Genomic DNA, 21,411 nt, shown 5'->3' with positions numbered 1-21,411 from the left:
ACGGGAAGGGGCGGAGGGGGCGAGGAAACGTCTATGCCTGGATCAGCGGTTCCCGAGTGAACAGGGCCCCCAGTTCGGGGGCGTTGACGCGGCGGTCGGTGAGGCGGAGGGCCTCGCGGACGGTGACCTGGTTGGCGGTGAGGACGGGCTTGCCGAGTTCCTTCTCCAAGGCGGGGATGAAGGACGCGGTGTGCAGGGCGGTGTCGGGGAGGAGGACCGCCTCGGCGTCCGGGTGGTCGCCGGACCGGGCGAGCTCGAGGACCTCGGCCTCGCCCCAGGTCCCGACCTCCGCGGCGGTGACGACCCCGGAGGCCCGCACCGCGACGACATCGATCCCGGCGTCCTTGAGAAACGCGGCGAAGAGCGCGCTCACGTCATCCGGATAGGTCGCCGCGACAGCGACCCGCTGGACCCCCAGCTCCCGCACCGCGTGCGCGAAGGCGAAGGACGTGGAGGACGCGGGCAGCCCCGCCGACATGGCGAGGGCGCGGACCTGCTCGTGGGCACCCTCCCAGCCGTATACGAAACTTCCGCTGGTGCAGGCCCACAGCACCGCCTCGGCGCCGGAGAGCCGCAACTCCTCGACGCCCGCGGCGAGCCGGTCGGCTGAGCCCATCTCCAGGAGCGCGTCGACGCGGTGCGCGTCCTCGCCGATGTCCGTGTGCACGAGGGCCAGGCGGATGTCGCTGCCGAGCAGCTGTTCCATGCGCGGGTAGTCGTCCTCGGCCGAGTGGCCCGGGTAGAGAAATCCCAGTGCGGTCATGCCCAACCTTCCTGCTGGTTCTGTTCCGGCAGTACCGGACCCCGGCGCGCCGACTCTCCCCCACTGCCGAAAGCGTGGGAGGTACCCCCAAGCAGCGCCTGATAGGGGCCCACCGCACGGGTACCCAGATGCCGCAGGGCTGCCCACATCGTGACCTGGTTGGCCGAGATCACCGGTATGCGCAGTTCGGCCTCCAGCTGGGGGATGACGTCGTACGTGGGGAGGTTGGTGCAGCTGATGAAGAGCGCGTCGGCGCTGCCGCGGACGCTGTCGCGGGCCATGTCCACCACCTCGCGGTAGGGCACCTTCCAGATGTGGCTGGTCAGGCCCATGTAGGCGCGGCCGGTGACGGTGATGCCCGCCTCGGCGAGGTACTCCTCGAGGGACTGGGTGACGGAGACCGTGTAGGGGGTGACGAGCGCGATGCGGCCGGCGCCCAGCTCCGCCAGCGCTTCGAGCAGGGCGCCCGACGTCGTGAGGGAGGGGACCGCGCCCGCCCGGGTCATCGCCTCGCACATCGCCCGCTCGCCGGCCACTCCCCCGACGAAACTGCCCGAGGTGCAGGCGTACGAGATGATCTCGGGCGCGACCGCGTTCAGCGCGCGGACCGCCTCGCCGAGCGTCTCGTGCTCGGAGACCAGCCGGGCCAGGTCGAGGCTGACCTCGACGGGCACGAAAGGGGTGCGGGTGAGGTGCAGGGAGACGTCGTCGGGGACCCAGCGCCACAGCTCTCGGTCGAGGGCGAAGTCGAACGGGGCCACCACCCCGACACCGCGTTGCGGACGGGGTCCGCCGAGAAAGGAGACGTCCATGGCAGACACCGGCCTCACGGAGGGAAACGGGTGAGCAACGGACCGTATCCGGGTCCGTGTTGACGAAGGTAGGTTCGGGTGCGAGCGTGGTCAATCCGCGCATCTCAGACGGCTTCAGACGGCAACGGACCACACTCACCCCTCCAGAGAAGCGGACCCGTATTGCGAAACGGTTTCCCGGCGATGCCCGATAAGACTCTGCTTGTCCTCGATGCCGATCCGCTCCCCCGTCTGGGCAGCCTCACCGGGCGGGTGCGGATCGAGCACGCCGACGCGTCCACGCTGGCCGAGCGGCTGCCGCGGGCCGATGCGCTGCTCGTCTGGGACTTCGCCTCGCACGCCGTGCGCGACGCGTGGCCCGGAGCGGGTCCCCGGCCGCGCTGGGTGCACACGGCGAGTGCGGGGGTCGATCATCTGATGTGCCCCGAACTCGCCGACTCCGACACGGTGGTGACCAACGCGCGGGGGGTCTTCGACCAGCCGATCGCGGAGTACGTCGCCGCCCTGGTCCTCACGATGGCCAAGGATCTGCCCAGGACTTTGGACCTCCAACGGCAACGGGAGTGGCGGCACCGGGAGTCGCAGCGGGTGGCGGGCACCCGCGCCTGCGTGGTGGGTTCGGGGCCGATCGGGCGGGCGATCGTCAAGTCCCTCAAGGCACTTGGCATCACGACGGCCCTGGTGGGGCGCGTCCCGCGCACCGGAATCCACGGCCCCGAGGAGCTGGACCGGCTGATGGCGCGCGCCGACTGGGTGGTGTGCGCGGCGCCGCTCACCGAGGCCACGCACGGCATGTTCGACGCGCGGCGGTTCGGGATGATGCAGCCGTCGGCGCGCTTCGTCAACGTCGGACGCGGGCCGCTGGTCGACGAGGACGCGCTGATCGAGGCGCTGTCCAAGCGGTGGATCGCGGGCGCCGCGCTGGATGTCTTCCAGCACGAACCGCTGGGCCCCGACAGCCCGTTGTGGGAGGTTCCCGGGCTGATCGTGTCGCCGCACATGAGCGGGGACACCATCGGCTGGCGGGACGAACTCGGCAGACAGTTCGTGGAGTTGTACGAGCGCTGGGAAGCGGGGAAGCCGCTGGCGAACGTCGTCGACAAGAAGCGCGGGTACGTGCCCGGTCACTGAACTCCCGACACCCACCATGCCGAACTCCCTCTGGAGGGGCCGATGCCGGAACTCACCGAGCTGACCGCGACGCAACTCGTCGACGGCTACCGCAAGGGCGAATTCAGCCCCGTGGAGGCGACCCGGGCGGCCCTGGACCGGGCGGAACGGGTGCAGCCCGCGGTGAACGCGTTCGTCCGGCTCGACTCGGACGAAGCCCTCGCGCGGGCAGCGGGGTCGACGGAGCGCTGGCGGCGCGGTGAGCCCGCGGGACTGCTCGACGGCGTCCCGGTCACCGTCAAGGACATCATCCTGATGCGCGGCGGCCCGACCCTGCGCGGCTCCAGGAACATCGACCCGCAGGGCAGTTGGGACGAGGACGCGCCGTCCGTGGCCCGGCTGCGCGAACACGGCGCGGTGTTCCTCGGCAGGACGACGACACCCGAGTTCGGCTGGAAGGGCGTCACGGACTCGCCGCTCTCGGGGGTGACACGCAATCCGTACGACGTCTCACGCACCGCGGGCGGCTCAAGCGGGGGCAGCGCGGCGGCCGTTGCGCTCGGCGCGGGCCCGCTGTCGCTGGGCACGGACGGGGGCGGCAGTGTCCGTATTCCGGCCGCCTTCTGCGGGATCTTCGCGCTGAAACCGACGTACGGAAGGGTGCCGCTGTATCCGGCGAGCGCCTTCGGGACGCTGGCGCACGTGGGGCCGATGACCCGGGACGCCGCCGACGCCGCGCTGATGATGGACGTGATCAGCGGGCCCGACGTGCGCGACTGGTCGGCGCTCGCACCGATGGACGGCTCCTTCAGGGACACGCTGGGGGACGGGGTGCGCGGGCTGCGGGTCGCCTACTCGCCCTCGCTCGGCGGGCAGGTCGCGGTCAGGCCGGCCGTCGCGGCGGCGGTCAGGCAGGCGGTGGAGCGGCTGGCGGGGCTCGGCGCCTACGTGTCCGAGGCCGACCCCGACTTCACCGATCCGGTGGAGGCCTTCCACACGCTGTGGTTCGCCGGCGCGGCCCGCGTGACCCAGCACTTCGGGCCCCACCAGCGGGAGTTGCTCGACCCCGGCCTCCGCGAGGTCCGTGACCTGGGGGCCCGTCACAACGCGCTGGAGTACCTCGCCGCGGTGGACGTCCGCATGGAACTGGGCCGGCGGATGGGCCTCTTCCACCAGTCGTACGACGTCCTGGTCACGCCGACGCTTCCGCTGACCGCGTTCGAGGCGGGCGTGGAGGTGCCGAAGGGCTCCGGTCACCGCCGCTGGACGGGCTGGACCCCCTTCACGTACCCCTTCAACCTGACCCAGCAGCCCGCGGCGACGGTCCCGGTCGGCCTGGACGACGACGGGCTGCCGGTGGGCCTCCAGCTCGTGGCCGCCCGTCACCGGGACGACCTCGTCCTGCGGACGGCGCACGCGCTGTACGAGGCGGGGGCGGCCGGAGTGACCGCTCCCGGGCTGCCCTAGGGCCTGTCTGACAATTCCCGTCTGCCCCGCGACGCCATGCACGCACTCTCGCCGCACCGGGCGCAGACCCAAGTACATCCAGTACGAGGGTCCACGCCCGGCACTCCCCCAGCCTCCGGCCGGGGGGGGACCCCCAGAGCACGCACCTGACGCCGCGAGGCCGCCCTCCGGGCGACGACGGGAATTGTCAGACAGGCCCTAGAGCCGCCGGAAGCTGAGGGTCTCCCCCAGCGCGCCCGAGCGCCACAGGTCGTTGCAGGCCTCGGCCATCGCGTCGAGGCCCTCGGTCACCTGGCCCCACACGATGCCCGGCACCCAGCCGACGTCTCCGTTGAGGAGCAGGTTGTTGCGCTCGTAGAAGAGGGCGAGGTCGACGACGGTGGTGCCGGGGCGTACGTCGGCGTCGTAGCCGTACGACTTGGTGCCCAGCTCCGTACCCGCGAAGGCGAAATAGCACAGGTCGCCGGGTATGGGAGTGACTGTCGGGTTCTCCAGGGGTGGTTCGGTGCGTGCGAAGGGCGGGAACAGGGCGTAGATCTCGTTGCGCGCGTACTTGGCGTGGTACACGTCACCGCTCAGCGGGAGGGCGTCCCAGACCGCGGCGCAGGTGATCGGCGCGCGGTCGTCGAGGAGTTTCGCCGTGCAGTGGACTCCCCGCTTGACCAGGGAGATCTCGATGTGGCGGGTGGCATCACGGGCAGTGTCGCGGTCGGTCATGCATTCCATGGTCCCGCCGCGGTCAAGGGGGCGTCCGGGGTCCGAGGGGCGGGAGGGGGCCGAAACCGACCGGCATAAGTCGGATCGTCTCGGGTAGCCGCGCCGCCATGGCACCACCACTTCAGAAAGACGCGAAGGACAGACGCATGCCGAGCCGGCGGGCGCTGCTCGCCGGCGCCTCGGCGCTCGGTGCCGTCGGCGCCCTGGGCGCGGCCGGCTGCAGCCGGGTCGCCACCGCCTCCGGCACGGACGGCGGCGATCTGCTGGACCGGCTCAGGGCGCAGGGCGTCGTACGGCTGGGGATAGCCGGTGAGATCCCGTTCGGCTACATCGACACGGACGGCGAGCTGACCGGTGAGGCGCCAGAGCTCGCGAAGGTCATCTTCAAGCGGCTGGGGGTGGACCGCGTCCAGCCGGTGCCGATCGAGTTCGGCTCGCTCATACCCGGACTCCAGTCGCAGACCTTCGACGTGGTGTCCGCCGGGATGTACATCAACCCCGAGCGTTGCGAGCAGGTCATCTTCTCCGACCCGGACTACCAGATGCTCGACGCGTTCATCGTGCGCAAGGGCAATCCGAAGAACCTGCGCGACTACAAGGACGTCGTCGAGGCCAAGGCCAAGTTCGCGACCGGCACCGGCTACGCCGAGATCCAGTACGCGGTGGAGGCCGGTTACCAGGAGAGCGACATCCTGATCGTGCAGGACCAGGTGGCCGGGCTGAACGCGGTCGAGGCCGGGCGCGCCGACGTCTTCGCCGGGACCGCGCTGACCGTCCGTGAAGTGGTGAAGAAGTCTTCCAAGGCCGAGAGCACCGAGGCCTTCGCGCCGCTGGTCGGTGGCAAGCCGCACGTGGACGGCGGGGGCTTCGCGTTCCGGCCGGCCGAGACGAACCTGCGGGACGCCTTCAACGCGGAGCTGAAGAAGCTCAAGGCGACCGGTGAGCTGTTCCGCATCCTCCGGCCCTTCGGTTTCACCGAGGCCGAGATGACGGACATGACCGCGAAGGAGCTCTGCGGCGGATGACCTCAGGACTCTGGGAACTGGTACTCAAGGGAATCTGGATCACCGTCCAACTGCTGTTCTTCAGCGCTCTGCTGGCCGGCGCCGTCTCCTTCGTCGTGGGCATCGCCCGCACCCACCGGTGGTGGGCCGTCCGCTTCCTCGCGGGCTTCTACACCGAGGTGTTCCGCGGTACCTCCGCGCTGATCATGATCTTCTGGGTGTACTTCGTGCTGCCGCTCGCCTTCGGCTGGCAGCTGGTGCCGATGTGGGCGGGCACGCTCGCACTGGGACTGACGTACGGGGCGTACGGCAGCGAGATCGTGCGCGGCGCCCTGAACGCGGTCGACCCGGCGCAGCGCGAGGGCGGTATCGCACTCAGCTTCACGCCCTGGCAGCGGATGCGGCTGATCCTGCTGCCGCAGGCGATACCCGAGATGATCCCGTCCTTCAGCAACCTGCTGGTCGAACTCCTCAAGGGCACCGCCCTGGTCTCGATCATGGGGATGGGCGACCTGGCGTTCAGCGGCAACCTGGTGCGGCTGGCGTTGCAGGAGAGCACGGAGATCTACACGTACATCCTGCTGATCTATTTCGTGATCGCCTTCCTCCTGACGCGGCTCATGCGCGGCCTGGAGAAGCGGCTGAAGGCCGGGGTCGGAAAGGCCCCGGAGCGTGGTGTGTCCCGGCGTGAGCTGCGCCGGGCGGAGACCACCGGAGTCGGCGGAGGTGCCGTATGACCTGGGACTGGAGCGCTGTCGGCGACTTCATGCCGCACTTCTGGGACGGGCTGCTGGTCACCCTCCAGGCGACGGCCCTCGGCTCGGTGATCTCCTTCGCGCTCGGGCTGGTGTGGGCGCTGCTGATGCGGACGCCGAGCAAACTGGTGCGCTGGCCGGTCGGGGTCGTCACGGAGTTCATCCGCAACACCCCGCTGCTGGTGCAGCTGTTCTTCCTCTTCTACGTCCTGCCCGAGTGGGACATCACGTTCTCCGCGCTGACCACCGGTGTGGTCGCGATCGGGCTGCACTACTCGACGTACACGATGCAGGTCTACCGGGCCGGTATCGAGGCGGTGCCGGCCGGCCAGTGGGAGGCGGCCACGGCGCTCAGCCTGCCCCGCACCCGCACCTGGACCGCGGTGATCCTGCCGCAGGCCGTCCGACGGGTGGTCCCGGCGCTGGGCAACTACGTGATCTCGATGCTCAAGGACACCCCGCTGCTGATGGCGATCACCGTGCTGGACATGCTCGGTGAGGCGCGGCTCTTCTCGCAGCAGAACTTCCAGTTCACCGAGCCCCTGACGGTCATCGGCGTGGCCTTCATCCTCATCTCCTATCCGGCCTCCCTTCTCCTGCGAGCTTTGGAGCGACGTCTTGTCCGCTGACGCTGTCGAAATTCCCGAGACCCCCGAGAACCGCGAGATCACCGGGACCGTGGAGAGCCCGGCGGACATCGCGGTCCGCGAACCCCTCCTGGTGCCCGAAGAGCCCGCGGGCCTCACGGAATCGCTTCCCACGGAGCTGATCCGCTTCGAGAAGGTGACCAAGCGCTTCGGGGACAACACCGTCCTGGACGGGCTCGACTTCTCCGTCCAGGCCGGCAAGCACGTCACGCTGATCGGGCCCTCGGGGTCCGGCAAGACGACGATCCTGCGGATGCTGATGACGCTGACGCAGCCCGACGAGGGCACGATCACGGTCGCCGGGGAGCGGCTCTTCCCGGCCGGGGAGAAGGAGGTCCGCGAGATCCGCAAGAAGATCGGGATGGTCTTCCAGCAGTTCAACCTGTTCCCGAACATGAAGGTGCTCAGGAACATCATGGAGGCGCCCGTCACCGTCCTCGGCATGTCCAAGGACGAGGCGGAGGCACGCGCCCGCGAACTGCTGGACCTGGTCGGTCTCGCCGACAAGCACGACGCCTATCCGAGCCAGCTGTCCGGCGGCCAGCAGCAGCGGGTGGCGATTGCGCGGGCGCTGGCGATGCGGCCGCAGGTGCTGCTCCTGGACGAGGTGACGTCCGCGCTCGACCCCGAACTGGTCGCGGGCGTCCTCGACGTCCTCAGCGACATCGCCCACACCACCGACATCACGATGCTCTGTGTGACCCACGAGATGAATTTCGCCCGGGACATCTCGGACCAGGTGCTGATGTTCGATTCCGGCCGCGTCATCGAGTCCGGCTCGCCCGAGAAGATCTTCAGCGATCCCAGCCAGGAAAGGACCCGGAAATTCCTCAGTGCGGTCCTGTGATTGCGGGGAGTGAACACGGCGCACCCGGGAAGGTCTGAGGTCCGGATCGTGGTGCATGCCTTACGCGCCATGAGCTTGGCATATGCCACGGTGGCGCGTTCCGGCCGAGTGGCGCGGGGCGCGCCACCGATCTCGTCAACGGATGCTCACAGCAAGCATGTTGAGGGCTATCGTGGTGGAAGCTCAGCTGTCCGAAAAACGGCCCAGAAGCCAGGGGGAGACCGTGGCGCTGAAGCACGAGCCGACCGTGCCGTACCACTCGGCCCAGGACGCACTCCGCGTCCTGGAAACGGTGGCACAGCACTCCTCCGGTGTCCTCGACGCCGAGATCGGCCGCCGTACCGGACTCGACACGGACCGCCTGGCCGTACTGCTGCGGATGCTGCGCCGCGAGGGCTACGTCGAACAGGTAGCCGACGGCGCGTACGTCAGCGGCGCCGCCCTCGGCCGCCTCGCCTCCGCCGGTGAGCGGGACCAGGCACTGCGCGAGAAGGTCCAGCAGACCATCGACCGGCTGCGCGACACGGTCGGCGCCGCGATCTACCTCAGCCGGTACGTCGACGGCGAGATCCACATCTCCCAGTACGCGGACGGCCCGGCGACCCCCGCGGTCAACGAATGGGTCGACTTCCGTTCCTCGGGCCACGCCACCGCGATCGGCAAGAGCCTGCTGGGCCAGCTCGACCACGACGGCCGACGCGACCACCTCTCCCGCCACAGGATGGCCCGCCTCACCTCGCGCACCATCACCAGCGAACGGCAGCTGCTCTCCCGGCTCGGCGCCCAGCCGCCGACGGTCCCGGTCCTGGACCTCCAGGAGTACGCGATCGGCACGGTCTGCGCGGCGGTCCCGATCACGGCCGGCTCCTCCGTCGGCTGCCTCGCCCTCTCCCTGCCCGTCGAGCACGCGCACCGGCTGCGCCGCGCGGCGGACTCGCTGAACCGCGGGGCGGCTCCGGTGCTCCTGTCGATGGCGATCTAGGCCGGCGCCCGCCGTCGGAAAGTGGTCGGAAGCACCCGCGCGGACCAGGTAGTATTTCTTTTGTCGCCGCCCGCCGAGTGCGGGAGGCGAGAGTCACGCGCCGCTAGCTCAGTTGGTTAGAGCAGCTGACTCTTAATCAGCGGGTCCGGGGTTCGAGTCCCTGGCGGCGCACAACTGATGAAGGCCCTCCACCACGTGGGGGGCCTTTCACGCATGTACGTCTCAGGCGGCCGTACTCAGCCGGCCGTGACGAACTCGGTGAGCGCCCGGGTGAGCAGCCCCGGGTCCCGCGCCCCGCACAGTTCGCGCGCCGAGTGCATCGACAGCCCCGGTACGCCCACGTCGACGGTGGCGACGCCGAGGCGGGCCGCGGTGATCGGGCCGATCGAGGTCCCGCACGGGATGGCGTTGTTGGAGACGAACGGCTGCCACGGCACCCCGGCCCGCTCGCAGGCGGCGGCGAACGCGGCGACCCCGGTGCCGTCGGTGGCGTACCGCTGGTTGACGTTGACCTTGATCACGGGGCCGCCGTTGGGGAGGGGCCGGTGGTCGGGGTCGTGGCGCTCGGCGTAGTTGGGGTGGACGGCGTGCGACATGTCCGAGGAGACGCAGAAGGCGCCCGCCAGGGCCCGGTTCCAGTCCTCGCCGCTGCCGCCGCGGGCCGCGACACCACGGCCCAGCACCCGTTCGAGGAGCGGCCCCTGGGCGCCCGACTCCGAGCCGCTGCCGACCTCCTCGTGGTCGAAGGCGGCGAGTACGGGGATGTGCGCGGGCGGCCGGGAGGTGGCCGCGGTGACCAGGGCGGTGACCCCGGCGTGCACGGAGATCAGGTTGTCCAGCCGTGGGGCGACGACGAACTCCTCGTCGGCGCCGAGGTATCCGGGCGGCTGGATGTCGTGCAGCATCAGGTCCCAGCCGAGGACGTCCGAGCCGCCGACGTCGGCCTCGGCGGCCACCCGGCCGAGCAGGGCGCCCGGCTCGCCCGCGCCCAGCCCCCACAGCGGGGTCATGTGCCGCTGCGGATCGAGGGCGACACCCTCGTTCAGGGTCCGGTCCAGGTGGATGGCGAGCTGCGCCACCCGCAGCAGCGGTTTGTCGACGCGGACCAGCCGGGTCGACCCGTCGCGCAGCGCCAGCCGCCCCGAGACGCCGAGGTCGCGGTCGAGCCAGGTGTTGAACGGCACTCCGCCGTAGATCTCCACGGCGACCTGCCGCCAGCCCGCCGAGCCGGTGTCGGGCGAGGGCTTGACCCGCAGGTTCGGCGAGTCGGTGTGCGCGCCGATGATCCGGAACGGTGTGTGAGCCGGGGCGCCCTGCGGGACGTACCAGGCGATCAGCGCGCCACCCCGTACGACGTAGCGGCCGCCCTCGGCACCGGTCCAGTCGTCCGTCTCGCGCAGCTCCTCGAAGCCGGCCTTCTCCAGCCGCTGGGCGGCGCTCGCCACCGCGTGGTACGGCGAGGGACTCGCCCGGACGAAGGTGAGCAGGTCGTCGCTGTGACGGCGGTCGTACTCGGGCTCGTGCGCGGGTTCATGCGTGGGGGACATGAGTGCCTTTCGGGTGATGTTGAGGGCGGTCACGACAGGCAGGCACATGACAAACGCCTATGCGGGAGGGCCCGGCGCCGACGCGGTTGTCCGGTGCATCCTCCCCCCGTTCACCCAAGGGGATTCCTCCGGGTGCCCGTGGGAGTCCACCGGACCGGGAGGGAGTCAGCCGGACCGGGCGGGAGCCGGCCGGAGAGGCCTCGGCCCCGCGGGCGGGCCACAACCACCGGCACCCGGCGGTGGTTGTTACCTGGTCAGCAACTCCTCGCGCCCACGGGCCCGGTACTCGGCGAGCAGTTCCTCGACGTCGGGAGCCGTCAGCGGCCGGTAGGCGGACTCCCCCGGCGGTCGCCACCACACCGGGTCGGGGCATCCGAAGCCCTCGCGCCGCAGCCCCACCCGGTGGACCTTGTTCGTCGCCGTGACGGGCATCCGCTCCACGATCCGGACGAAGCGGGGGGCCATCTTGGTCCCCAGGTCGGGCTGGGACAGCAGGAATTCACCGAAGGCCGACGGGTCGAACCCGGTCCCCTCGCGGAGTGCGACGGCCGCCATCACCTGGTCGCCGGCTACCGCGTCCGGCACGGCGTACACGGCCACCGCGGCGGCGCCCTCGTACCGGGCGAGGATGTTCTCGATGACGGCGGCCGCGAGGTTCTCGCTGTCGACGCGCAGCCGGTCGTCGGTGCGGCCCACGAAGTAGAGGTATCCCGCGGCGTCGCGGTAGAAGAGGTCGCCCGTCCAGTACCAGCCGTCCCCGTCCGGCCCCGCCCGCCGGCGTTCGGCGTTCGCCTCGGGGTTGCGCCAGTACCCCTCGAAGGGGTTGGGGCCGCGGTTCACCAACTCGCCTATGGAGTCGGACCCGTTGAGCAGCCGCCCGTCCTCGGCGAAGACGGCGGCGGGGCACTCGTGCCGGGTGGCGGGGTCGACCACGGCCAGGTCATCGCCGGGGGCCGCCCGGCCGATCGCGCCCACCGGGGTGCCCGACGTCCACTGGACGGCCGCGCCGCCCTCCGAGGAGCCGTACCCCTCCACCAGCCGCACCCCGAAGCGCCGCTCGAAGGCGGCCGCGTCGACGGCGCCCGCCTCGGTCCCGAAGCCCATCCGCAGCGGGTTGTCGCGGTCGTCGGGGCGGGCCGGGGTCGCCAGGATGTACTGCACGGCGCGCCCCACGTAGGTGAAGTAGGTGGCCCGGCAGGCCCGTACGTCCGCGAGGAAACCGGAGGCCGAGAAGCGCCGGCGCAGGGCCACCCCCGCGCCCGCCGCCAGTGCGGGAGCCCAGTCGGCGATCACCGCGTTGCCGTGGAACATCGGCATGCAGATGTAGTGCGTGTCCTCCCGGCGCACGCCGAAGTGGTCCACGAGGGACCGCCCCGCGGCGGCCAGCCTGCCCTGGGTGCAGATCGCGGCCTTGGGGGCGCCGGTCGAGCCGGAGGTGAAGTAGAGGAGCAGCCGGTGTTCCGGGGTAGCCGTCGAGGCGTCGGGCTCGGCGCCCTCGTACGCCGCGAGGAGGTCGGCGTAGGCGTCCGTGTCGGTCACCAGGACGCGTACGCCCGGCAGCCGGAGGCCGCCGAGCAGGGGCAGATGGGCTCGCTCGGTGATCAGGACGCGGCTTTCGGTGTGCAGGATGTCGCGGGCCAGTTCGGGGCCGCGCCGGGTCGGGTTGACGCCGGCGACGGCGGCGCCGGCGAGGGCTGCCGCGCTCAGCCACATGGGGTACTCGGGGGTGTTGTCGAGGAGCACCGCGAGGTGCGGCGGGTCGGTCCCCGGCGGCAGCAGGTCGGCGAGCAGCGCCGCCCGCGCCGCGGCGCCCGCGGCCACCCGGTGATGGCTCAGGACCTGCCCCTCGAACCACAGCCCCGGCCGGTGGTCGTTCCACCGTTCCTGTACGAGCTCCGCGACGGTGCGCCTGATGGATCCCATGGGGGCGCACCATAATTGACGGCCCGTCAGATGTGGAGACACGCGGGTGGGTCGATACGAGGTCTCGCGGTCGCTACGGCATGCCCGCGAAGGGGTCCTCGGACACGGCCGTGTGGAAGGTGACCATGAAGCCGACGCAGATGGCGGCGACCACGCCGAGCAGGACCAGGACGCCGACCGTGCCCGCGGCGGCCTTGACCGGGCTCGGCGCGAGGGCGGTGGCCTTCTCGGGGCGCGAGGCCGCGTAGTGGACGGTGACGAGGTCACCCTCGACGACCGTTGCGGGGCCGTTGCTCTCGTCGAAGCGGACCGCCCGGCCCTCGACCGTCCGGAACTCGTAGACGTGGTGCAGGGTGGTGGACACGGAGGTGTCGCCACCGCCGCCGCTGGTCGTGGTGTACGCGCGCAGACAGCGCGCCCGCGCGGTCAGTCCGCTGCTCCAGGCGCGCCGCAGCTCCGCCGAGCGGCGCAGGATCCTGACCGCCATGAGGGCGGCCACGGCGATGATCAGCCCCGGTACGGCGTAGAAGAAGACGTCCATCGCATTCCCCGGCTTTCGTGCGGTTCCTCGCACGCCGGCACGGTCATACCGGCGTGCGGGGAACCTACCCGCCGGGGAAGGGTGTGCGGCTCAAGGGAGCCTCAGAGAACGAGGCCCCCTTCAGGTACCGCTCACCGGCCGCGGGCCACCGACCACCGCTCACCCGCTAGAACGTGACGTCCGAGCAGGAGTAGAACGCGTTCGCCGTGTCGGCGATCGTCCATACGGCGACGATCACGTGGTGTCCGGACCTGCCGGTGGGGATCGTGCCACTGTGCGAGATCGTGGACGGCGGGCGGGCGTTGTTGTAGGGGACGGTGAGGAAGGGCGTGGTGTTCAGGTCCGAGCGCGCCAGCGCGTGGTTCTGATTCCAGCCCTGCTTGGTCAGGTAGTACTTGAAGTCGGTCGTGGCGTGCGAGGCGGTGAACTGCCAGCGGAAGTTGTAGCTGGCCCCGCCGGTGACCCTGGTGGTCGGCCAGGCGCCGCCCGAGGGTGTCGTCGGGCTGTTGAGCTGCCCGAATTCGGTGTGGTTCGCCGAGCAGATCTGGCCGTCGGCCGCACCTGCCGCGGGGAAGCCCTTGGGGCCCTCCACGCTCTGGGGTTCCCACTGGATGTTGCCGCAGTTGGTCACCGTGCCGTTCTGGCACATCTTCTGCCGGCTCAGGGGCAGGTCGGTGTAGCCGTGACCACTGGCACCGCCGCTGGAGAGCACGAGCGCTCCCGTCGTGGCGAGGCCGACCATGCCCGCGTACATCTTCGCTTTCCTGGTCGCACGTATGCGCATCCTGCCGCTCCTGGGGACGTGGGGGAGGTTCACATGAGCTGTGCGCGCGATATTGCAGGTCTAGACCAAGTCCCAGATTATTGCCCGTTGTTGAACATGTCCATACCAATCAAGCCGACGATTCTCTGCGGCCCGTGTAGAACGCCACCGTCAAGTCCTTCACCAGGGCCTTGCGTTCGTAGTCATCGAGCTCGACGAGCCCCCGCATGGTCAGCCGGGTCACCGTGTCCTCCACCGAGTCGACGACCGAGGTGAGCACGGTGTCGCGGTGCTGGGCGTCCAGCGCGGCGATCCGGCGGCGCTGCATCACGGCGGCGACCTCGGGCGCGTACTCGATCCTCGTCGGCTGCGCCGAGAAGACCTCCAGGCCGACCGGCGCCGTGTCCGCGGCCACCAGCCGGGTCAGCGCCTCGCCGACCGCCTCGGTGTTGCGCAGCGACGCGTCCTTGACGACGGCGGGCGGCAGTTCGGCCGGGAGCCGCGAGAGCACCCGGGAGAGCGCCGCCTCCACGCACTCGCGCAGATACGTCTCGTGGTCCTCCACGCCGAGTGTGGCGCGCGCGGTGTCCCTGATCCGCCAGACCACGAGCACAACCACCCGCAGCGCGACCCCGTTCGCGTCCACCACGGCCATCGGCTCACTGCGCCAGTGCCGCAGCCGGACGTCCACCCGGCGGCGCAGCACCAGCGGGTTGACCCACATGAGCCCGGTCCGCCGGACCGTGCCGCGGTAGCGTCCGAACAGTCCGAGCACCCAGGCCCGCCCGGTCCGTCCCCGGGCGAGACCGCCGAAGCCGAACAGACCCAGCGCGCCCGCCCCGGCGTACGCCGCCCACTGCGCCGGTCCGAGCCCGGCGCCGCCGTGCCCGGACAGCTCCAGCGCCCGCGCCACCGACGGCGGCAGGGTGCCCGCCCACCACGAGGTGAGGACACATCCGGCGGGCCCGCAGGCCCCGGCCAGCACTCCCACCACTCCGGGCAGCACCCGGGCGGGGCGCTCCATCAGGTCGGGGTCGATCTCCGGCACCGGACGCGGTGCCCTGCCCGGCGCCGGGTGCCGGACGCGCGGCTGCTCCCCCGTACCGCGCCGCCGGCCCACCACGGCGGGCGCGAGCGGGACGGACACCGGGTCGGGATCGTCCCGGAAGAGCAGGTGGACGGGGATCTCGGTGGTCACCTCGTTGTGGATGAGCCGGGTGGCGCGCGTGCCACCGCCCTCCGGTGGCGGTTGCGGACCGGCCGCCCGGGAGGACGGCCCTTCGGACTCCGGGGTGTGTGACGTCGTCGTACTCATTCGAGCCTCCATGCCTCCGCGCGTGGAAGTGTGATCAGGGGTGCGGCAGTGCGTGCGGCTTTCCGTGGGCCCGACCCGTGTGGCCGCGCTCTGTGTGCCCGACCCGTGCGCCCGCGCCGTCCGCGGTCCACATGTCGCCGGTCGCGATTCCCGGGCCGCGAGCCGTGGGGGTGGTTCGGGGCGGTCCGCGGGTCCTTGGGCCCGGGAACCGCCGCGGATGCGGGGCCCGCTCGTCCGGGCGTCAGGAGAAGAGCCGTCGCCAGGTCTCCGGTCCCGGGTAGCCGTCGGCCGCCCCGCCGCGCCAGCCCTGTGACCGTTGGAACGCCTCGACGTTGCGCCGGTCCGCCTCGCCCCAGCGCGGCCCCGGACCCGAGGTGTAGTACTTGCCGAACCCCTTCCTGACCAGCTGCTTCCCGAGCTGGGTGACGTACGCGTTGGCCGCCCCCGGGCGGAAGTTCCCGCGCCCCGGATAGCCGGGCGACTGGTGCGGGGGCGCGCCGGGGCCGGGCGGCGGCCCGGGGTTGCCGGCCGGGGGGATGTCCCTGCCGGTCTTCTCCACCAGGTACGACCACGTGAGCGGCCCCGGCAGCCCGTCCGCGGCCGCCCCCGTCCACCCCTGCGCCCGCTGGAACGCCTGGGTGGCCCGCTGGTCGGCGCTCGACCAGCGGGGGCCGGGACCCGAGGTGTAGAAACGGCCCGCGCCGCGCTCCACGAGGAGGTGGCCCAGCTGGGTGACGTACTTGTTGTTCGCGCCGGGCCCGAAGTAGGCGGCCCCCGGGTAGCGGCCGGCCGGCTGCGGCTCCGAGGGCTCCGCCCCGCCCGCGGTCTCCTCCACACCCTTGTAGCGGTAGGCCACATAGCGGCCCGAGTTGCTCCAGTACGCGTACGGAGTGGTCCGCTTCCGGGCGTGCGGGGGCGCCGCCTCGTAAGCGACGTAATGGGTGTGCGTACTGTCCGTCCAGCCGCCGAAAATGACGACGTGCGAACCCTTCTCCGGGTTCGCCGGATTGTGGAAGAGCAGAATGTCGCCGGGCTGGAGCTGGTCGCGGGTAATGCGCACGCTCACGGTGTCGAGGCTGCCGGTCCATTCGTTGCCCGGAAGGTTCCAGGCCATCGAGACGAAGCCGGAGCAGTCCTGCCGGTAGCCGTCCGACCAGTACTCGCTCATGCTGTACGGCACTTCCGCGTCGACCCAAATTCTGGCCCGGTCGATGATCTCGGCCCGGGTGGTCGTCGGCACCCTGGACACGATGCCGGGCCTTCCGGCGGCCGGTTTCCCCGCGGGACCGTGCAGCGGGGCCTTGCCGCCCTGCGGGGTGCTGGGCTCGTCGGCCGCGGGGACTGCCGTCCGGGCGGTCCCGTGTGCGGCCGCGACCGCCGTCACCGGCGAGCCGCCGCCCAGGACGGCGCCCGCCGCCGCGACCAGGACGAAGGCCCGGCCGGCCACCGGACCGCGGGCCGGGGAAAAACAGGAGGAAGGGAAAGGGGAAGAGGAAGGGGAGGATGTATAGGGCATGACGCGTCGCCACTGCGCGCATCCGGGGCAGTCGCAGTCGCTCGCGGCATCGAATTCCTCGAATACCGGAGCCCTCATGCGATTCCCCTCACACTCCAGGTCGAAATCTCCGCGCTTCTGCACAGGCGCCAGTTTCGCAACTGTCGTCCGGTGTCGCATGTTGACGGTCCGAATGATGTACAAGGCCAGGTCGGGACCCTCCGCGCCGACGCCTGGACGGTCCGGGGCACTCCCGGCGGCGCGGTAGAGTTCTCGGGTCAGCGCGCGCCGCTAGCTCAGTTGGTTAGAGCAGCTGACTCTTAATCAGCGGGTCCGGGGTTCGAGTCCCTGGCGGCGCACCGACCGGAGGACTCCTCGCCGTGGCGAGGAGTCCTCCGTCATATGCCACAACAAACCCTTCATCGTACACACGTCCCAATTAGCGCGTATGACCGGTTAACGCCGCGTTTCGCGTCTTGCGATCATGATGTAAGCCGTAGAACCCTGGGCTGCAAGGGACTGTCGATACCAGACAGTTGGGGGCAAGGTCGGTTGCGGACGTGACGGGGACAGGGGGCCCCGGTTCATGAACGGATGTCGAGGGGGGCATCATGCAACCGGAAGGTCGTCCTTCCATGTCTCTGTGGTGGAGATGATGTGGTGACGACGGCCTGCCAGTGATGCGTCCGGGACGGTCGAGGGGGATCCGACCGGACGACTGAACCGACGAACACGCGGACATCCGCGTGCGGGGGGATGACTCATGACGTCGACGCCGACGGGCGCCCGACCGGACTTCGACCCGTCCGAGACGACACAGCTCAGGGTGCCTTCGCACCGGACGGGTGGTTTCCGCAGGATCAAGAAGACCCTGCCGAGATACGACTACGAGCACTACAGCCGGCTCGCGGGGCCCCTCACACAGCCGGATCCCACCAAGCCGTACAAGGTGCAGTACCGCACACTCCTGTCGCAGGAGCCGCACCGCATACGCGCGGCACTGATGCTGGGTGCCGCGCCGCTGCTCTCCGTGGTCCTGCTCGTCTGGCTGCTCCAGCCCGCGCACTGGACGGAACGCGACTACCCCGCGTACGACTTCCTGCCGGCCCTCGACATCGTGATGCTCGTCTCGATCGGCCTGATCGAGCTCTTCCGCTGCCTGAACGTGCTGTCGAACGCGCACGCCACCCTGGTCGCCCGTGACCCCGTCCCGGTGGTGCCCGAGACCGGCACCAAGGTCGCCTTCCTCACCTCCTTCGTGCCCGGCAAGGAACCCCTCGCCATGGTGACGAAGACCCTGGAGGCCGCCGTCAAGCTGCGCCACCGGGGTCTGCTGCACATCTGGCTCCTCGACGAGGGCGACGACCCGGAGGTGAAGGAGGTCTGCGCGCGCCTGGGCGTGCACCACTTCTCCCGCAAGGGCGTCGAGAAGTGGAACCAGGCCAAGGGCCCGCACCGCGCCAAGACCAAGCACGGCAACTACAACGCCTGGCTGGACGCGCACGGCGGCGACTACGACTTCTTCGCCTCGGTCGACACCGACCACGTGCCGCTGCCCAACTACCTGGAGCGGATGCTCGGCTTCTTCCGCGACCCGGACGTCGGCTTCGTCATCGGCCCGCAGGTCTACGGCAACTACGACAACGTCATCACCAAGGCCGCCGAGTCCCAGCAGTTCCTCTTCCACGCCCTGATCCAGCGCGCCGGCAACGCCTACGGCTCCCCGATGTTCGTGGGCACCTCCAACGCCGTACGCATCAAGGCGCTGAAGCAGATCGGCGGCCTGTACGACTCGATCACCGAGGACATGGCGACCGGCTTCGAGATCCACCGCGCCAAGAACCCGGCCACCGGCAGGAAGTGGCGCTCGGTCTACACGCCGGACGTGCTCGCGGTCGGCGAGGGTCCCAACGCCTGGACGGACTTCTTCACCCAGCAGCTGCGCTGGTCCCGTGGCACCTACGAGACGATCCTCAAGCAGTACTGGAAGGGCTGGTACTCGCTGCCGCCGAGCAAGCTCTTCAACTACACCATGATGATCATCTTCTACCCGATGTCGGCCCTGAACTGGATCCTCGCGGCGCTGAGTTGCGCGCTCTTCCTGGGTCTGGGCGCCTCGGGTGTGAACATCGACCCGACGGTCTGGCTGATGCTGTACGGCAACGCCTCGGCGCTGCAGATCGGGCTCTACATCTGGAACCGCCGGCACAACGTCTCCCCGCACGAGCCCGAGGGCAGCGGCGGCGTGGCGGGCATGATGATGTCGGCCCTCTCGGCGCCGATCTACGCCCGGTCGCTGATGGACGCCGTGCTGCGCCGCAAGAGCAAGTTCGTGGTGACGCCCAAGGGCGACTCGGCGAGCCCCGACACCCTGTTCGGGACCTTCCGGATCCACCTGTTCTTCATTCTGGTCTTCGCCGGCTCGATCACCGCCGGCATCGTGCTCGGGCACTCCCACCCCGCGATGACCATCTGGGCCACCTTCGCCCTGCTGATAACCGCCTCGCCGATCTTCGCCTGGCGCTGGTCGATGCGGCAGGACAGGAAGAAGCCGAAGGGGGCGCACGCCAGGCCGGCCTCGGCGCCGCAGTCCGCACTGCCGCCACAGGCCTCCGTGCCCCAGCAGGAGCAGCACGCTCCGCACGCCCCGCAGCACAAGCCGCAGTGGGCCGCCGCGAACGGCGGGAACGACCAGACCATGCAGATTTCCCTTGGGGGACATAAGAAATGAAAGACGGTGCCAGCCGCCGCCGTGCCCGTCGTCTTGCGATAGGCGCGGCGGTGGTCATCGCGCTGGCCGGGATGAACGGCCCGTGGCTGTATCGCTTCGGGACGGAGCAGTACCACCAGTACAAGATCAACAAGCCGGAGTACAAGGCCGCCAACGGCCACTGGGACGTCATCGACTTCCCCGAGGAGTTCCGCCAGAACACCATCCACGCCGCCCTGCTGCACACCGGCAAGATCCTGCTGATCGCGGGCTCGGGCAACGACCAGGACAACTTCGACGCGAAGAAGTTCGACACCCGGATCTGGGACCCGGTCAAGGGCACCATCAAGAAGGTCCCGACACCGGCCGACCTGTTCTGCACCGGCCACACCCAGCTCTCCAACGGCAATCTGCTGATCGCGGGCGGCACCAAGCGCTACGAGAAGATGAAGGGTGACGTCACCAAGGCCGGCGGCCTGATGGTGGTGCACAACGAGAACCCGGACGAGCCGATCACGCTGCCCGCGGGCACCAAGTTCACCGGCAAGGAGAACGGCAGGACGTTCGTCTCCAAGGACCCGGTGCTCGTCCCGCGCGCCAAGAAGGTCTTCGACCCGGACACCGGCGTGTTCCTGCGCAACGACCCCGGCCTCGGCCGTATCTACGTCGAGGCGCAGAAGAGCGGCACCCAGTACGAGACGGGCACCCAGGACAACTACCGCGTCCAGGGCCTGACCGGCACCGACGCCCGCAACACGTACGGCATCGCGGAGAAGCTGGCCCTGGACAAGAAGGACTTCCAGGGGATCAAGGACGCCTACGAGTTCGACCCGGTCGCCGAGAAGTACATCAAGGTCGACCCGATGAACGAGGCCCGCTGGTACCCCACGCTGACCACCCTCTCGGACGGCAAGGTCCTCAGCCTCTCCGGCCTGGACGAGATCGGCCAGCTGGTCCCGGGCAAGAACGAGGTCTTCGACCCGAAGACCAAGAAGTGGACGTACACCGAGGGCGTCCGGCAGTTCCCGACCTACCCGGCGATCTCCCTGATGCAGACCGGCGAGCTCTTCTACTCCGGCTCGAACGCGGGGTACGGCCCGGACGACGTGGGCCGCGACCCCGGCATCTGGGACCTGGAGACCAACAAGTTCAAGAAGCTGACCGGCATGAGCGACCCGAAGCTCCTGGAGACCTCCGGGACGGTGCTGCTGCCGCCGGCCCAGGACGAGAAGTACATGGTCATCGGCGGCGGCGGGGTCGGCGAGTCCGACAGGTCCAGCGAGAAGACCCGGATCATCGACCTGCTCGCGGACGACCCGGCGTTCGTGGACGGGCCGTCACTGGAGAAGGGCACCCGCTACCCCCAGTCCTCGATCCTCCCCGACGACTCCGTGCTGATCTCGGGCGGCTCGGAGGACTACCGCGGGCGCGGCGACTCCAACATCCTCCAGGCGCGGATCTACGACGCGAAGTCGGGCGAGCTGAACCGGGTCGCCGACCCGCTGGTGGGCCGCAACTACCACTCGGGCTCGCTGCTGCTGCCCGACGGCCGCGTGATGTTCTTCGGCTCCGACTCGCTGTACGCCGACGAGGCCAACACCAAGCCCGGCGTCTTCGAGCAGCGCATCGAGATCTACACGCCGCCGTACCTGTTCCACGGCTCGCAGCCCACGCTCTCCGGCGGTCCGGAGACGATCGCCCGCGGCGCCTCGGGGACCTTCAAGTCCGAGCACGCGTCGTCCATCAAGACGGCCCGGCTGATCCGGCCGAGCGCCTCCACCCATGTCACCGACACCGACCAGCGGTCCATCGCCCTGGACCTGAAGAAGACGGCCGACGGCGTCACGGTGACGGTGCCGAAGAACCGGAACCTGGTGGAGTCCGGCTGGTACATGCTCTTCGTGACGGACGACGAGGGGACACCGAGCAAGGCGCGGTGGGTGAAGGTGCCTTAGCCCGTACGTGACCGGGGGCGCCCTCCGCTTCTCGCGGTGGGCGCCCCCTTCACGTACC

Annotated in this window: 18 protein-coding genes and 2 tRNA genes; 11 read left to right on the top strand and 9 right to left on the bottom strand. The window is 70.2% G+C overall.

What is annotated here, in order from left to right; genetic code table 11:
* Positions 1–31: 31 nt before the first annotated feature.
* Complete coding sequence (locus tag ACIP79_RS16765; protein ID WP_401223798.1) at positions 32–763, bottom strand: decarboxylase; 732 nt, start codon at positions 761–763, stop codon at positions 32–34.
* Complete coding sequence (locus ACIP79_RS16760) at positions 760–1,575, bottom strand: aspartate/glutamate racemase family protein (RefSeq protein WP_401223797.1); 816 nt, start codon at positions 1,573–1,575, stop codon at positions 760–762. Before ACIP79_RS16760 ends, ACIP79_RS16765 begins: the two co-directional genes overlap by 4 nt.
* A gap of 183 nt (positions 1,576–1,758) precedes the next feature.
* On the opposite strand from ACIP79_RS16760, the gene ACIP79_RS16755 reads away from it, so the two are divergent.
* Entirely contained in the window at positions 1,759–2,706 is a 948-nt protein-coding gene (locus ACIP79_RS16755) for a D-2-hydroxyacid dehydrogenase (RefSeq protein WP_401223796.1), read from the top strand.
* Between the two features lie 42 nt (positions 2,707–2,748).
* Entirely contained in the window at positions 2,749–4,152 is a 1,404-nt protein-coding gene (locus tag ACIP79_RS16750; RefSeq protein WP_401223794.1) for an amidase, read from the top strand.
* Positions 4,153–4,350: 198 nt separating this feature from the next.
* Here ACIP79_RS16750 and ACIP79_RS16745 read toward each other — a convergent pair whose 3' ends face one another.
* The gene (locus tag ACIP79_RS16745; RefSeq protein ID WP_383677688.1) at positions 4,351–4,869 is read right to left on the bottom strand and encodes a DUF3830 family protein; all 519 of its coding nucleotides are present in this window, start codon (positions 4,867–4,869) and stop codon (positions 4,351–4,353) included.
* Between the two features lie 107 nt (positions 4,870–4,976).
* Here ACIP79_RS16745 and ehuB point away from each other — a divergent pair, with 107 nt between their 5' ends.
* The 6 genes from ehuB to ACIP79_RS16715 all read left to right on the top strand — a co-directional run bounded on the left by ehuB (position 4,977) and on the right by ACIP79_RS16715 (position 9,275).
* Complete coding sequence (gene ehuB / locus ACIP79_RS16740; RefSeq protein ID WP_401223792.1) at positions 4,977–5,894, top strand: ectoine/hydroxyectoine ABC transporter substrate-binding protein EhuB; 918 nt, start codon at positions 4,977–4,979, stop codon at positions 5,892–5,894.
* Positions 5,891–6,610, top strand: coding sequence for an ectoine/hydroxyectoine ABC transporter permease subunit EhuC (ehuC, locus tag ACIP79_RS16735; protein ID WP_401223789.1), 720 nt, complete (start codon positions 5,891–5,893; stop codon positions 6,608–6,610). The genes ehuB and ehuC overlap by 4 nt, the downstream gene beginning before the upstream one ends.
* A complete protein-coding gene (gene ehuD, locus ACIP79_RS16730) occupies positions 6,607–7,257 on the top strand; it encodes an ectoine/hydroxyectoine ABC transporter permease subunit EhuD (RefSeq protein WP_401223786.1) in 651 nt (216 codons plus the stop codon). The genes ehuC and ehuD overlap by 4 nt, the downstream gene beginning before the upstream one ends.
* 88 nt (positions 7,258–7,345) lie before the next feature.
* A complete protein-coding gene (ehuA, locus tag ACIP79_RS16725; RefSeq protein ID WP_401224277.1) occupies positions 7,346–8,122 on the top strand; it encodes an ectoine/hydroxyectoine ABC transporter ATP-binding protein EhuA in 777 nt (258 codons plus the stop codon).
* A gap of 223 nt (positions 8,123–8,345) precedes the next feature.
* On the top strand, positions 8,346–9,104 hold the full coding sequence (locus ACIP79_RS16720) for an IclR family transcriptional regulator (RefSeq protein WP_401223784.1): 759 nt from the start codon (positions 8,346–8,348) through the stop codon (positions 9,102–9,104).
* A 97-nt stretch (positions 9,105–9,201) separates the two neighbouring features.
* Positions 9,202–9,275: transfer RNA gene (locus ACIP79_RS16715), tRNA-Lys, on the top strand.
* Positions 9,276–9,340: 65 nt separating this feature from the next.
* Here the strand turns inward: ACIP79_RS16715 and ACIP79_RS16710 are convergent.
* From ACIP79_RS16710 to ACIP79_RS16685, 6 genes are all read right to left on the bottom strand, one after another.
* Positions 9,341–10,651, bottom strand: a complete 1,311-nt coding sequence (locus ACIP79_RS16710) for a M18 family aminopeptidase (protein ID WP_401223783.1) — start codon at positions 10,649–10,651, stop codon at positions 9,341–9,343.
* A gap of 246 nt (positions 10,652–10,897) precedes the next feature.
* Positions 10,898–12,574 carry an AMP-binding protein gene (locus ACIP79_RS16705; protein ID WP_401223782.1) on the bottom strand — a complete coding sequence of 559 codons (1,677 nt, stop codon included), beginning with the start codon at positions 12,572–12,574 and terminating at the stop codon, positions 10,898–10,900.
* Between the two features lie 73 nt (positions 12,575–12,647).
* Positions 12,648–13,148: a DUF3592 domain-containing protein gene (locus ACIP79_RS16700; RefSeq protein WP_401223779.1), complete on the bottom strand. Its 501-nt coding sequence runs from the start codon at positions 13,146–13,148 to the stop codon at positions 12,648–12,650.
* A gap of 133 nt (positions 13,149–13,281) precedes the next feature.
* Positions 13,282–13,899, bottom strand: coding sequence for a lytic polysaccharide monooxygenase (locus ACIP79_RS16695; protein WP_401223777.1), 618 nt, complete (start codon positions 13,897–13,899; stop codon positions 13,282–13,284).
* 109 nt (positions 13,900–14,008) lie between these two features.
* Positions 14,009–15,193 (bottom strand): SPFH domain-containing protein, encoded by a 1,185-nt coding sequence (locus ACIP79_RS16690; RefSeq protein ID WP_401223774.1) that lies wholly within the window; start codon positions 15,191–15,193, stop codon positions 14,009–14,011.
* Between the two features lie 241 nt (positions 15,194–15,434).
* A complete protein-coding gene (locus ACIP79_RS16685) occupies positions 15,435–16,787 on the bottom strand; it encodes a peptidoglycan-binding protein (RefSeq protein WP_401224274.1) in 1,353 nt (450 codons plus the stop codon).
* A 186-nt stretch (positions 16,788–16,973) separates the two neighbouring features.
* Between ACIP79_RS16685 and ACIP79_RS16680 the strand changes: the two genes are divergently transcribed.
* The 3 genes from ACIP79_RS16680 (at position 16,974) to ACIP79_RS16670 (ending at position 21,353) form a co-directional block, all read left to right on the top strand.
* Positions 16,974–17,047: transfer RNA gene (locus ACIP79_RS16680), tRNA-Lys, on the top strand.
* 404 nt (positions 17,048–17,451) lie between these two features.
* The gene (locus ACIP79_RS16675; protein ID WP_401223773.1) at positions 17,452–19,419 is read left to right on the top strand and encodes a glycosyltransferase family 2 protein; all 1,968 of its coding nucleotides are present in this window, start codon (positions 17,452–17,454) and stop codon (positions 19,417–19,419) included.
* Complete coding sequence (locus ACIP79_RS16670; protein ID WP_401223770.1) at positions 19,416–21,353, top strand: galactose oxidase-like domain-containing protein; 1,938 nt, start codon at positions 19,416–19,418, stop codon at positions 21,351–21,353. Before ACIP79_RS16675 ends, ACIP79_RS16670 begins: the two co-directional genes overlap by 4 nt.
* Positions 21,354–21,411: the final 58 nt, after the last annotated feature.

It is taken from the genome of Streptomyces sp. NPDC088747 (assembly GCF_044751025.1).
Taxonomy (GTDB): domain Bacteria; phylum Actinomycetota; class Actinomycetes; order Streptomycetales; family Streptomycetaceae; genus Streptomyces.
Note: the sequence above shows the minus strand (reverse complement) of the source record. Positions and strands in the feature narration are given on the sequence as shown.